Raw genomic sequence first — 12,310 nt, forward strand, 5'->3', positions numbered from 1 at the left:
TCTCAGTTGTAGTCGGCACTGATCGCGTTGGCGGTGGCGAGCAACTCGGGTAGCAGCTCGAGCACCTGGTCATAGTTCAGCAGTACGTCGGGCACCGACAACGACACGGCCCCGACAACGCGCCCGGTGCTGTCACTCAACGGCGCACCGATGCAGTTGATGAACGACTCGTGCTCTGCCTTGTCCTGCGCCCAGCCACGCTCTTTGGTCAGCTGCAGCTCGTCCCGCAACCGGTCCGCGTCGGTGATGGTGTTCGGCGTGTACACCTTGTAGTCCAGCGTCGCCAGCAGCGCCTCCCGCTGCCGCTTCGGCTGCGCGGCCAGCAGCACCTTGCCGACCGCAGTGCAGTGCAGAGCCGCCGGTACGCCGACCTGCGAGTACATGCGCACCGAACGCACGCTGTCGAGCTTGTCGACGTAGATGACCTCACCGTTCTCCCAGGCGGCCAGGTGAACCGTCTGACCGGTCTTCTGGTTCAGCTCGCGCAGATGCGGTGCAGCAACCTGCCGTACGACGTGTTGCTCGCGCGCCACGTCCGCGAGCGCGAACAGCTGCGAGCCCAGGCGGTAGCGGTGCGCCGAGTCACGGCGTACGAACCGCTCTGCCTCCATGGTGCGTAGGAGACGCAGCACTGTCGTCTTGTGCACGCCCAGCTCGGCCGCGAGCTGGTCCAGCGAGCGCTCCCCCTCGCCGAGGCTCTTGAGGATCTGCAACGCCCTGCCGAGGCTCTGACTCATGTCGGCCCGATCTTCGTCGCTGCCCACTCCTCGTCGGTGCAGGTCAGCAGTCGCTCACGCACCTCTCGCGCCGGGGGCGGTGCGTGGTCCTCTGGCACTGTCAAAACAGCTGCCGCAGTCAAATGCCCCAACCGCAACCGCTGCACCATCGGAAGCTGTTGCAACGTGCCAGTGAGGAATCCCGCCGCAAACGCATCCCCCGCTCCGACGGTCTCCACGACATCTACAGACAGCGCGGGGACCTCGGTACGGCCGTTCTGCTCGAGCACCATCGCAGTGTGCGCGTCATCCTTCACCACCAGAGTCCGCGCCCCGATGCGCTCGTACAGCTCGTCCGGGTCGCCTGTGCCTGCGAAGACCTGAGCCTCGTCAGCACCGATCAGCACGATGTCGGCCGCCTTCAGCAACCGCCACAACGGCTCAGGGTCCCTGTCCCGCCACAATGCCGGCCGCCAGTTCAGGTCCACGCTGAGCAGGTACTCACGCGGCTCAGTCGCCAGCCGCTCCAGCATCTCCGCACTGGTCGTTGAGATCGCCGCAGTGATTCCGGTCGTGTGCACAAGCTTGGCCTGCTTGAGTCGCTCGCTGACCTCAGGCCGGTTCAGGAACTCCGGGTTCATGGCAGCAGCCGCGGAGCCGGTCCGGTAGTAATGCATCCGGGAGCGCCCGTCCTCCGACTCCTTCACGTAGAGCGCGGTCGGCCGGACCGGGTCCAGCTCGACACCTCCGACGTCGACACCACGCGCCTGCAGATCCCGCAGTACGTGCTGGCCGAAGCCGTCGTCACCGAGCCGCGAGATCCACCCGGTCGGTACGCCGAGCGCCGCCAGCCCACCGGCCACGTTGCACTCCGCCCCGCCGACCGACCGCCGGAACGTCTCCACGTCCTTGAGGGGTCCCGGCCCGCCCGCGAGCATGATCATCGCCTCACCCACGCAGATCGCGGCCGTCTCAGGGAGCGGTTCGGGCATCGGCACTCCTTGGCGGCGGGGTGATGGGATAGGGCTGCGTTGGATAGGCGCGCGTTGACGCGACTTCGGGCGCGATGCTACAACCGACGAGTCAGAATGCGCAATGAGCGTTGCGTATTCTGCAATCCCAATCCCAGGGGGTCAGATGCCTGCTTACGATGCCGACACCGTCGCCGCTCTCGCCGATCAGCAGGTGAGCTGGCAGGACAAGGCCCTGCCGCCCGCCTTCTGGGGCCGCACCGTCGCGGAGGTGCTGGCCGACCGACCCCGGCTCTCCCAGCTCCCCACTCCGCTGATGACGCTGTCGGCCCCCGGCCTGCGACACAACGTCGACACCCTCGCCACCTGGTGCACCCGGCACGGTGTGGAGCTCGCGCCGCACGGCAAGACCACGATGTCACCCGCCCTCTGGGCGATGCAGCTGGACGCCGGCGCCTGGGCCATCACGCTGGCCAACGGGTTCCAGCTCGGTGTCGCCCGCGCGTACGGCGTACAGCGCGTGCTCATCGCAAACGCGGTGATCTCGCCCCTGCAGCTGCGCTGGATCGCCGACGAGCTCGCGGCCGACCCGGCGTTCGAGGTGATGGTGTGGGCCGACTCGGTCCGCACCGTCGAGCAGATGGAGGCGGCACGCTCGGCGTACGTCGGTGCCGACGCGCGACCGCTCGACGTACTGGTCGAGGTGGGCGGCATCGGCGGCCGGACCGGCGCCCGGGATCTCGAGACCGCACTGGCCGTCGGCGACGCGATCGCCGACGCGTCGACGCTGCGGCTCGTCGGCGTGGCCGGGTACGAGGGCGCGATCGGGCACGGAGTCGACGAGGCCAACCTCGAGGAGGTCCGTGCGTACCTGCGGGAGCTCGCGACCGTTCACCACCGGCTGCGGCCCTTGTACGACGAGGACGTTGTACCGGTGGTCAGTGCGGGCGGGAGCCAGTACTTCGAGCAGGTCGCGAAGGTGCTCGCCTCCGAGGCGGGCGAAGGCGCCCGGGTCGTACTGCGTTCCGGCGCGTACATCTCCCACGATGACGGGCTCTACCGGCGGCTGTCGCCGCTCGGCGAGCACCCGCGGACGGACGGCGAGCAGCTGGTTCCGGCGATGCACGGGTGGATGCGCATCACGTCGCAGCCCGAGCCGGGGCTGGCGATCTTCGACGGCGGACGCCGTGACTTCCCGTTCGACCAGGATTATCCCGAGCCGCAGCTGATCCGGCCGCGGTCGGAGGGCTCGCCGATCCTGTCGGCCGCCGGGATGAAGGTGACGAACCTCAACGACCAGCACGGCTACCTGCAGTTCGGCGACGACCAGGACGTGGTGATCGGCGACGAGCTCCGCGTCGGCCTGTCGCACCCCTGCACAGCCTTCGACAAGTGGGGTCTGATCCCGGTGATCGACGACCCGGACGCGGCGGATCCCGTCATCGTCGACCTTGTCCGGACGTTCTTCTGACATGAGAGATCTGCTGATCACGGGGGCGTTGGTCGTCGACGGTTCCGGCGCGCCCGGGTACCACGCCGACGTCGCGGTCGACGCCGGGCGGATCGTGGCCATCGGCAACGACCTCCCGGCCGCGCACCGGACGATCGACGCGGACGGGCTGGTGCTGTCGCCCGGGTTCATCGACATGCACTCGCACTCGGACCTGCAGATCCTGGTCAACCCCGACCACACCGCCAAGATCAGCCAGGGCGTCACGCTCGAGGTCCTCGGTCAGGACGGCCTGTCCTTCGCCCCGATCGACGATCCGACGCGGGCCGTCGTACGCCGCCAGATCGCCGGCTGGAACGGGGAACCCGACGACTTCGACTTCTCCTGGTCGACGGTCGCCGGGTACCTCGACCGCCTCGACCAGGGGATCGCCTGCAACGCGGCGTACCTGATCCCGCAGGGCACGCTGCGCCTGATGGTCGTTGGCACCTCCAACCGTCCGGCGACCGTCGACGAGCTCGCACGGATGAAGCAGCTGCTCGCCGACGGACTGCGTGAGGGCGCGGTCGGGATGAGCAGCGGGCTCACGTACACACCCGGCATGTTCGCCGGTACCGATGAGCTGGTCGAGCTGTGCGAGGTCGTCGCGTCGTACGGCGGCTACTACGCACCGCATCAGCGCTCGTACGGCAAGGGCGCTCTCGATGCGTACGCCGAGATGGTCGACGTGGCGCGCCGCTCCGAGTGTGCGTTGCACCTGACCCACGCGGTGATGAACTTCGCGCCGAACGCCGGCCGGGGCTCCGAGCTGGTCGAGATGATCGACAAAGCACTCGCATCCGGTGTGGACGTCACCACCGACACCTATCCGTACCTGCCGGGCGCCACCACCCTGGCGGCGATCCTGCCGAGCTGGACCGCCGAGGGTGGACCGGACGCGCTGCTCGCCCGGCTCCGCGACCCGTCCGCGCGGGAACGCATCAGCTACGAGCTGGAGCAGGTCGGGTCCGACGGCTGCCACGGCTGCGTGGTGGAGTGGGACACGATCGAGATCGGGGGCGTCCGCAACCCGGCCCTGTCCGACGCGGTCGGCAGCACCGTCGCGGCCCTCGCGGCACGCACCGGCAAGCCAGCCTCGGAAGTGTTCTTCGAGATCCTGCTGGCCGACGACCTCGCCACGTCGATCCTGCAGCACGTCGGCCACGAGGAGAACGTGCGCGCGATCATGCAGCACCCGTCGCACACGGGCGGCTCGGACGGGATCCTGGTCGGCGGGAAGCCGCATCCGCGGTCGTGGGGCACCTTCCCGCGGTACCTCGCCCGCTACGTCCGCGAGCTCGGCGTACTCGACCTCGCCGACTGCATCCACCACCTCACCGGCCGCCCCGCCCGCCGCCTCCGGCTCCCCGATCGCGGGCTGGTCCGCGAGGGGTACGCCGCCGATCTGGTCCTCTTCGACCCCGCGACCGTCCAGGACACCGCCACGTTTCCCGAACCCCGCCGGCAAGCTGCAGGCATCCCGTACGTCTTCGTCAACGGCACACCTGTCATCGACGACTCGCAGCGAACGCCCACCCGCCCCGGCCGCGCCATTCGCCGTACCTCAGCTGAAAGGAACCTGTTGTGAACACCCTGGAGCTGCTCCGAGCCGATCGGGTTCTGACCGTCGTCCGCGCCCCGGAGATCTCGGACGCCCGCGACCTCTGCGCCGCGTTGGTTGCCGGCGGCATCCACGTCGTCGAGCTCACCTACACCACCCCGGACCTCCCCCGGCACCTGGAGCGCGCCGCTTCCACCGCGGCCGAGACCGGCGCGGTCGTCGGCGCCGGCACGGTCCAGACCGGCGACCAGGCCACGCAGGCGATCAACGCGGGCGCCCAGTTCCTCGTCACCCCCGGGCAGGGTCCTGAGGCTGGGGCGATCGCCGAAGCAGCGCGGACCGCCGGCATCCCCGTCGTACTCGGCGCCTTCACGCCGTCCGAGGTGATGACCGCGCTCGCCCTCGGCTCGGCCGCGGTGAAGATCTTCCCCGCCCACCAGCTGGGCCCGAAGTACTTCAAGGACCTCAACGGCCCGTTCCCCGGCGTCCCGCTGATCCCGTCCGGCGGCGTCAACGCCACCAACGCCCCCGACTTCCTGGCCGCCGGCGCCCTGGCCGTCAGCGCCGGCACTGACGTCGTCTCCCCGGCCGACGTAGCCTCCGCCAACTGGGAGTCCATCACCGCGAAGGCCAAGAACTTCTGCGCCGCTATTGAACGGTGATGCTGCCGTAGCTGGTTCGTAGGTAGAGGCGGTTCGAGGAACTGGGGTCGTTCGGTACGTCGACCTGGGTGGACCCTTGGGCCGCGAGCGCGTCGATCGCGTACGTCGCCGTACGTGGGAGCTGCACCATAAGAGATCCGTCGCTGGCGGTGGCGGTGACCTGAACCGGCGCGCTGTCGAAGAGCATGTCGATGGAACCGTGCACCGCGTCCACCGAAACCCGCGGGCTCCGCACGCGGGTCAGGGTGACCGAGGCATCGGTGGCTTCCACCGTCAGCGGCGAAGCAACGCCGGTCGCGGTCATCGACGTACCGTCGGCCTTCGCGTGCACGGCGGCCGCGCTCGGCACCTCCACCGTCAGCTCGACATCGCAGTGCACATCGGGGCAGGTGGTCTCGACGTCCAGCACCCTGCCAACCATCGCCACCTTTACGGCGGGCTGCGCGACGGCGTATGTCCCGTCGACCGTCACATGTACCTTTCCGTCGGCGCTCGCGAGCAACTGCAGCGGCACGCCCGACACCACCTTCACGCCTTGCGGTCCGGGTGTGAACGAGGTCGAGTATTCGTACGGCAGCTTCCCCCGGATCAACGACACGGTGACCGCTGCACCGGTGATCACGAGCACCAGCACCGGCACCAGTCCGATGATCAGCATTCTGCGCTGCGCGGTCGTCATCACGTGTCCAGGTACTTGAGCACGGCGAGCACCCGGCGATGCTCGCCCTCGGTCGGCGACAGTCGCAGCTTCAGGAAGATGTTGCTGATGTGCTTCTCCACGGCGCCTTCACCGACGACGAGCGCCTGGGCGATCCCGGCGTTCGACTTGCCTTCCGCCATCGCCCGGAGAACGTCCTGTTCCCGCGGACTCAGGACCGCGAGCGGATCCTCCTTCCGCGATCGCACCAGCAGTTGCGAGATCACCTCCGGATCCAGCGCCGCGCCACCGCCCGCGACCCGGCGCAGCCCGTCGATGAACTGATCGACATCCGCCACGCGATCCTTGAGCAGGTACCCGACACCACCCGGGTTCCCACCGATCAGTTCACTCGCGTAGCGCTCCTCGACGTACTGCGACAGCACGAGTACGCCGACCTCGGCGTACTGCTCGCGGATCACCAATGCCGCCCGCAACCCCTCGTCGGTGAAGGTCGGCGGCATCCGTACGTCGACCACGCACACGTCCGGCCGATGCGCCTCGACCGCCTTCAGCAGCGCGTCACCGTCCCCGACTGCCGCCACCACTGCGCAATCCTGCTCCTCCAGCAGCCGCACGATGCCCTCACGCAACAGCACCGAGTCCTCGGCGATCACCACCCGCATATGCTCAATCTCCTGAACCACAGGGAACCTCCGCGGTCAGCGTGGTCCCGCCACCCGGTGGACTCTCCACCGTGAGCCATCCGTCGACTCCGGCCACCCGATCGGTCAGCCCGCGCAACCCGGTGCCCTTGGACGGATCGGCACCGCCTTGCCCGTCGTCCCGCACCTCGACCCGCAGTACGTCGCCCCTCCGCACCACCGAGACCTCCACGTGCGCCGCCTCAGCATGTTTGGCCACGTTGGTCAGCGCCTCCGTCACCACGAAGTACGCGATCGACTCGATCGTCAGCGACGGCCGTTGATGTATGCCGATCCGCACGCGCATCGGCACCGGTGACCGGACCGCCAACGCCGACAGCGCCGCATCCAGACCACGATCGGTCAGCACTGGCGGGTGCAGTCCGCGCGTCAGGTCGCGGAGCTCGACGATCGCCTGCATCGCGTCCGAATGCGCAGCCTCGATCAACGCGCGCACCGCGGGCTCCTTGCTCCCCAGGCGATTCTTGGCACGGCCGAGCGTCATCGCCAGCGAGACGAGCCGCTGCTGCGCGCCGTCGTGCAGGTCGCGCTCCATCCGCCGTCGCTCGGCCTCGACGGAGTCGACCACCTGCTGCCGGCTCGTCACCAGCTGCGTGACGCGCTCCGCCAGGGCACCGCTCTCGGACCGGCCGAGCAACCTCCGCGCGAGCTCCGCGTCCAGAGTTGATGCCAGCCGAATCAGCACCGGCGACACCACCAGCAGGAACACGGCCGCGACGATCGCCACCATCGAAGCCATCTTGACCGAGTCGATCACGAACGGTCCGAGCTGCGCCTGCGCGGCGGCGAACCGGTTGTAGTAGAGCGGCAACGCGATCAGCACCGGGGGCACCGACCACGCGGTCAGGATCAGCACCAGCCAAACGATTGCCAGCGGCAACAGCAGTAGGTAGTACAGGAACTGCTGCCACATGCCGCGGTCGGTCACCGCGAGCCTCGCGTCGGCGACCCGTGATCCGGCGGGCTGCGGTGGGATCAACGGCGGGATGACCTGCCCGCGAGTGATCCGTGCCCGCGCTCGCTCCCATCCGGCCACCCGGTACACCAACCGGTTCGCGCCGGCGCTCAGCGGAATCCCGACGTACCCGAGGGGCCAAGCCAGCAAGGCGACCAGGACCGCGGCCAGCACGAGCAGTCCGGAGGTGAGCACCACTACGGCGTCGCCGAGGATGTGGATGGTTGCCAACCACAAGTACGGCGAGCGCCAGAGTCGCCAGGGCGTCCGGGGAACCGGATTCGCAGCAACCGTCATCCGGACCACCTCCCCGTGTCAGCGCCTGCTTGCCGTCACAACTTACGTCGTCGTCGCGAGCGGGCGACATGAGGACAGCCCACGGACCGGGCCGGGGGTTATCCCTACCCCTGTTCGTGGGCTGGCCGGACTGTGCCGAGCGGCCGTCGCCGGGATGCTCGAAAGCATGACGACGACAGCGATCGGCAGCACCGGTGGGATCGGCCGGGCCGTGGACGGGAAGCTCGGTGACGCGATCGACGACCGCGTGGCCGACGCGCTCGAGGACTACATCGCCGAAGGCCGGCTGGACGGCAAGATCCGCGCCCGCCGCTCCCCCGGAGGGCTGGCCGCGCTGGTCGCCGCCGGGGTCGCGGCAGTGCTGCTTCCGTGGTGCCTGATCCTCGCGGCCACGCTGCCGAGCACCTACCAGGCGGGCCACTGGAAGCTCACCTGGATCGGCCTCGACTGCGGCACTGCGATCGCCGCCGGTCTCACGGCGTACCTGCTGCACACACGCAACAGGTACGCCGCTCTGACCGCGATGGCCGCCGGGACGCTGCTGACGGCCGACGCCTGGTTCGACGTGAGTACGGCGGCGGCCGGGTTCGACCGCACCCTCTCGGTGACCGAGGCGCTCCTCCTGGAGCTGCCGCTGGCTGTGTGCGCCTTCGTGGTCGCCGCCCGCGAACTCCGGCGGGTCTAGCCGATGAGTTCGAGCACAGGACCCTCATGAAGCGCGCGGTAGACCTTGTCGCGCAAGGCATTCGCCTCCGCGTCGGTGAGCGTGCGGTCCACCGGCCGCAGGACCAGCCTGACCAGGAGATTCCGTTGACCGGGAATCATCTGGAGACGCTCACGGGCCCCCGTCGGCAAGTCGTCGTACGACGTTTCGCCCAGCACCTCCAGCGACTCCGCGGCATCGGCATCCGGGCCGAGCGCGGCGCGTACCTTGTCACCGAGTACCTCCGCCGACACGTCCGCCGACTCGTCGACCACGACGGACAGGTCGCGACGGACCGGCGGCATCGACGAGACCGCCTTGTACAGCGCGAGATCCAGCATCTGACCCGCCACCCGCGGATCCGTCGAGCGGAGCAGGCGGATGTCACGGATCCCCTTGCGGAGCATCATCAGCCGGTCCAGGCCGGGGCCCATCGCGAGGCCGGTCCAGCTCTCGTCCAGGCCGGCCATGCGGAGGACGTGCGGCGCCGCCACCCCGCATTCACCGATCTCGATCCACTGATCGTCCAGCAGGACATCGATCTGCCGACCGTGGATCGTGTACGGGTGGACCGCCGGCACGGTGCGATAGGTCTGCCCGGGAAGGACAGTGTCGACCAGACGGGCGATCATGTCCTCCAGCTCCGGTTCGCCCAGCGTCACGTTGCGGCTGACCCGCCACAGGTCGAGCTGATGCGGCGTACCGGTGTGCTGCCAGTCGACCGAGTCCCGGCGGTAACAGATGCCGGCACAGATCATCAGCACGTCGGACGACTCCGACTCCGCGAGCTCACGGAGCGCAGGCGGAATCATCGCCGACGTGTGACTCCGCAACACCTCGGTCTCGGACACATAGCGCGTGTAGCGAGCCTCGCGAGTCACCGCGCCGGCGGCGTACCCGAGGTTGTCGTAGTTGTCGGCCATCGGTACGACGGGATGGTCGCGACGGGTCCAGATCTCGGTGTACGGCCAGGCGGCACCAAGCGCCGTACGGATCGCATCGACGACGAGCTGGACGGCGTGCGGGCCCTGGGCCGGGTCGGTGAGGTCGCGCAGCGCCAGGGCAGAGTGCAGTTCTTCAACAGTGAGGACAGACATGAGTTTCTCTCCAGGATGACGGTCTCGACGGGGGTCCACCCCGGTCGGCCGCGGTCACCTCAGGAGAGAGCGCAGCAGCAGCTCACCCCGTCGGCACCGTCGTGCCGGCCGGGGCGCAGAAATCGCCGCCCGTACTGCGTCATGTCGTCCACTGTACCGTCCGGCCACCACCCTCCGCCGCGCAATTCGGTCCGCTGCGGAACCACCGGGTGCGACGATGGGCCGCATGCGATGGATCGACACCCTGGAAGGCGCGGCCGCCGAGAAGCTGCCGGAGGCCGTGCACCGCTACTTCCGGCAGGGCTCGGCCGGCGGGGTCAGCGTCGCCGAGGCGACCTCGGCCTGGTCGGCGTACCGGTTCCGTCCGCACGTGCTGAACGACGTGTCAGCAGTCGACCTGAGTACGACGGTGCTCGGCACACCTGTGGACGCGCCGATCCTGGTCGCGCCGTCGACGATGCAGCGGATGGCCGACCCGGACGGCGAGCTCGCGATGGCGCGCGGCGTCGGCGCGGCGAAGTCAGTCCTCGGTGTCTCCAGCAACGCCGGTACGACGTTCGCCGAGCTCGGGACGACCGGCGTTCCGTGGTGGCTGCAGATCTACGTCGTGCGGAACCGGGAGATCACCGTCCGGATGCTCGACGCCGCCGTCGAGGCCGGGGCGCGGGCGGTCGTGCTCACCGTCGACACCCCGGTGGTCGGCCGGAAGGAAGACGACGGCGAGACGGTCTGGGACGTGGCGCAACCCGGGCAGTTCCTGGCCAACCTGCCCGTCGGCGACTGGACCGACGACGACCTCGCGAAGGCCGACGACCTGAACCCCGACGTGATCGGCTGGCTCGCGGAACGCACCGGCCTACCGGTGGTGGTGAAGGGCGTCCTCCGCGGCGACGACGCCAAGCGCTGCGCCGACGCGGGCGCCGCCGGCATCATCGTCTCGAACCACGGCGGCCGTCAGCTCGACGGCTCGATCCCCACCGCGCAGGCGCTGCCCGAGGTCGCCGAAGCCGTCGCCGGAAGCAACCTCGAGGTGTACGTCGACGGCGGCATCCGCCGCGGCGAACATGTGCTCGCCGCACTGGCCCTCGGCGCCCGCGCGGTGTTCGTCGGCCGGCCCGCCCTGTGGGCCCTGACCGTCGGCTCGTCCGAAGGCGTCACCCGGCTACTGACCGACCTCGGCACCGAACTCGACCACACCCTGCGGCTGGTCGGCGTCTCTACACCGTCCTCACTGACCCCCGACCTGGTCACGACCCGCTCGGCGGGCTGAGCGTATGGCCTCGCGGCCACCGCTCGTACCTTGCCTGCCGTCCCAGGCGCGGCGCCAGTGCTCCGCCCGCGATGTCAGGCCAGGTCGTCCGTGAAATCCGCGGTGTTCCAATGGGTGGGCTTCATGACGTAGACGAGATCGGTTTCAGCGGAGCCGGCCGCTTCCCATTCCTTGGCGTACGACCTTCCGCGCTGTTCACCCAGATAGCGGATCGCCAGCGGGAGAAGGTCCTTCTCCGTGTCGGTGGCGCGGATCTCGGTCACGGGACCCTCGACGGTGACATAACGATACGGAATGGTCTCGGACTGGACCACGAGGACGAAGCGCCGGGCGGTCTCGATCGCGGTGCCCTTGCGGGACCGGCCGTTCATGATCACCCAGACGCCGGCTTCAGGGGTGTAGCCGTACCAGACCGGAGCACTGACAGGAGCTCGGTCGGGCTGATCCGAGTCGACGGAGAGGACGCCGATCCGAACGTCGGACAAGAACGCCTCGCGCTCCGTGCGGGACAAACGCTGTGACATGAAGATCCTCCGAGTACTTTCTAGGTCAGTGACCAATAATAGGTCATCGACCTAGAGCGTCGTAGACTGGCCCGATCATGGTCAACTCGTTGAGCACGCGCGGGCGCGCGCGGCGGGACGTCGTACTGGCGATCGCGCGCGAGTTGCTGATCGAGGAGGGGTTCGACCAGTTCGTCCTGCGGCGGATCGCGGCCAGGACCGAGATGACCCTGGGGAATCTGCAGTACTACTTCGCGACCCGTGACGATCTGCTCGAGGCAGTGATCCGGGCCGAGTTCGACCACGATCTCGCGGCCGTGCGACAGGCCGCCACGATCGAGGGGCTCGGGGATGCCTCCCGAGCGCTGGTACGGAACTGGACGACCGGAGCGGGCAGCATCTTCGGGACGATGTCGCTGCTGGCGTACCATCACGAGCGGTTCCGCCGACTGAACCACGAGATCTACGAGACGTTCTACGGCGAGCTCGAGGTCTTGATCCGGCGGGTGTCGACCGGATCGAGCGATACCGACGTGAGCATGCGGGCGCGGTTGATCACGTCGGTGCTGGACGGCGTCGCACTGCAGATCCACGCCGGCACCGGCGGTCGGCGCGAGCTCACCACACACGCCGCCGCTCTTGTCGTCGCGATCGCAACCGGCATTCAGCCACTGCCTACCGACTGAGCGCAAACAGAAATGCCCCCGGGAGATCCCGGGGGCAT

At 68.9% G+C, this 12,310-nt stretch carries 13 protein-coding genes; 6 read left to right on the plus strand and 7 right to left on the minus strand.

Annotation, left to right across the window (positions count from 1 at the left end):
• Nucleotides 1-2: 2 nt before the first annotated feature.
• Both EV649_RS18460 and EV649_RS18465 read right to left on the minus strand, forming a co-directional pair.
• A complete protein-coding gene (locus tag EV649_RS18460; protein ID WP_130384669.1) occupies nucleotides 3-737 on the minus strand; it encodes an IclR family transcriptional regulator in 735 nt (244 codons plus the stop codon).
• Nucleotides 734-1,708, minus strand: a complete 975-nt coding sequence (locus EV649_RS18465; RefSeq protein ID WP_130384670.1) for a sugar kinase — start codon at nucleotides 1,706-1,708, stop codon at nucleotides 734-736. The genes EV649_RS18460 and EV649_RS18465 overlap by 4 nt, the downstream gene beginning before the upstream one ends.
• A gap of 145 nt (nucleotides 1,709-1,853) precedes the next feature.
• On the opposite strand from EV649_RS18465, the gene EV649_RS18470 reads away from it, so the two are divergent.
• Genes EV649_RS18470 through EV649_RS18480 form a run of 3 tightly spaced genes read left to right on the plus strand, consistent with a single transcriptional unit; the run spans nucleotide 1,854 to nucleotide 5,399 of the window.
• Nucleotides 1,854-3,158, plus strand: a complete 1,305-nt coding sequence (locus tag EV649_RS18470) for an amino acid deaminase (RefSeq protein WP_130384671.1) — start codon at nucleotides 1,854-1,856, stop codon at nucleotides 3,156-3,158.
• 1 nt (nucleotide 3,159) lies between these two features.
• Complete coding sequence (locus tag EV649_RS18475; RefSeq protein WP_130384672.1) at nucleotides 3,160-4,764, plus strand: D-aminoacylase; 1,605 nt, start codon at nucleotides 3,160-3,162, stop codon at nucleotides 4,762-4,764.
• The gene (locus EV649_RS18480; protein ID WP_130384673.1) at nucleotides 4,761-5,399 is read left to right on the plus strand and encodes a bifunctional 4-hydroxy-2-oxoglutarate aldolase/2-dehydro-3-deoxy-phosphogluconate aldolase; all 639 of its coding nucleotides are present in this window, start codon (nucleotides 4,761-4,763) and stop codon (nucleotides 5,397-5,399) included. The genes EV649_RS18475 and EV649_RS18480 overlap by 4 nt, the downstream gene beginning before the upstream one ends.
• On the opposite strand, the gene EV649_RS18485 is transcribed toward EV649_RS18480, so the two are convergent.
• Genes EV649_RS18485 through EV649_RS18495 form a run of 3 tightly spaced genes read right to left on the minus strand, consistent with a single transcriptional unit; the run spans nucleotide 5,386 to nucleotide 8,013 of the window.
• Nucleotides 5,386-6,078, minus strand: a complete 693-nt coding sequence (locus EV649_RS18485; protein ID WP_130384674.1) for a DUF4097 family beta strand repeat-containing protein — start codon at nucleotides 6,076-6,078, stop codon at nucleotides 5,386-5,388. The genes EV649_RS18480 and EV649_RS18485 overlap by 14 nt on opposite strands.
• Entirely contained in the window at nucleotides 6,078-6,722 is a 645-nt protein-coding gene (locus tag EV649_RS18490) for a response regulator transcription factor (protein ID WP_130384675.1), read from the minus strand. Before EV649_RS18490 ends, EV649_RS18485 begins: the two co-directional genes overlap by 1 nt.
• 4 nt (nucleotides 6,723-6,726) lie before the next feature.
• The gene (locus tag EV649_RS18495; RefSeq protein ID WP_130384676.1) at nucleotides 6,727-8,013 is read right to left on the minus strand and encodes a sensor histidine kinase; all 1,287 of its coding nucleotides are present in this window, start codon (nucleotides 8,011-8,013) and stop codon (nucleotides 6,727-6,729) included.
• A 166-nt stretch (nucleotides 8,014-8,179) separates the two neighbouring features.
• Here EV649_RS18495 and EV649_RS18500 point away from each other — a divergent pair, with 166 nt between their 5' ends.
• Nucleotides 8,180-8,698 carry a hypothetical protein gene (locus EV649_RS18500; RefSeq protein WP_130384677.1) on the plus strand — a complete coding sequence of 173 codons (519 nt, stop codon included), beginning with the start codon at nucleotides 8,180-8,182 and terminating at the stop codon, nucleotides 8,696-8,698.
• Here EV649_RS18500 and EV649_RS18505 read toward each other — a convergent pair.
• The gene (locus tag EV649_RS18505) at nucleotides 8,695-9,813 is read right to left on the minus strand and encodes a hypothetical protein (protein WP_130384678.1); all 1,119 of its coding nucleotides are present in this window, start codon (nucleotides 9,811-9,813) and stop codon (nucleotides 8,695-8,697) included. The genes EV649_RS18500 and EV649_RS18505 overlap by 4 nt on opposite strands.
• Nucleotides 9,814-10,039: 226 nt before the next feature.
• On the opposite strand from EV649_RS18505, the gene EV649_RS18510 reads away from it, so the two are divergent.
• A complete protein-coding gene (locus EV649_RS18510) occupies nucleotides 10,040-11,083 on the plus strand; it encodes an alpha-hydroxy acid oxidase (RefSeq protein WP_130384679.1) in 1,044 nt (347 codons plus the stop codon).
• A 74-nt stretch (nucleotides 11,084-11,157) separates the two neighbouring features.
• Here the strand turns inward: EV649_RS18510 and EV649_RS18515 are convergent, their stop codons facing one another.
• Entirely contained in the window at nucleotides 11,158-11,607 is a 450-nt protein-coding gene (locus tag EV649_RS18515; protein WP_130384680.1) for a pyridoxamine 5'-phosphate oxidase family protein, read from the minus strand.
• A gap of 77 nt (nucleotides 11,608-11,684) precedes the next feature.
• On the opposite strand from EV649_RS18515, the gene EV649_RS18520 reads away from it, so the two are divergent.
• Nucleotides 11,685-12,272: a TetR/AcrR family transcriptional regulator gene (locus EV649_RS18520; protein ID WP_130384681.1), complete on the plus strand. Its 588-nt coding sequence runs from the start codon at nucleotides 11,685-11,687 to the stop codon at nucleotides 12,270-12,272.
• Nucleotides 12,273-12,310: the final 38 nt, after the last annotated feature.

Source organism: Kribbella sp. VKM Ac-2569 (assembly GCF_004216905.1).
In the GTDB taxonomy this organism is placed as follows: domain Bacteria; phylum Actinomycetota; class Actinomycetes; order Propionibacteriales; family Kribbellaceae; genus Kribbella.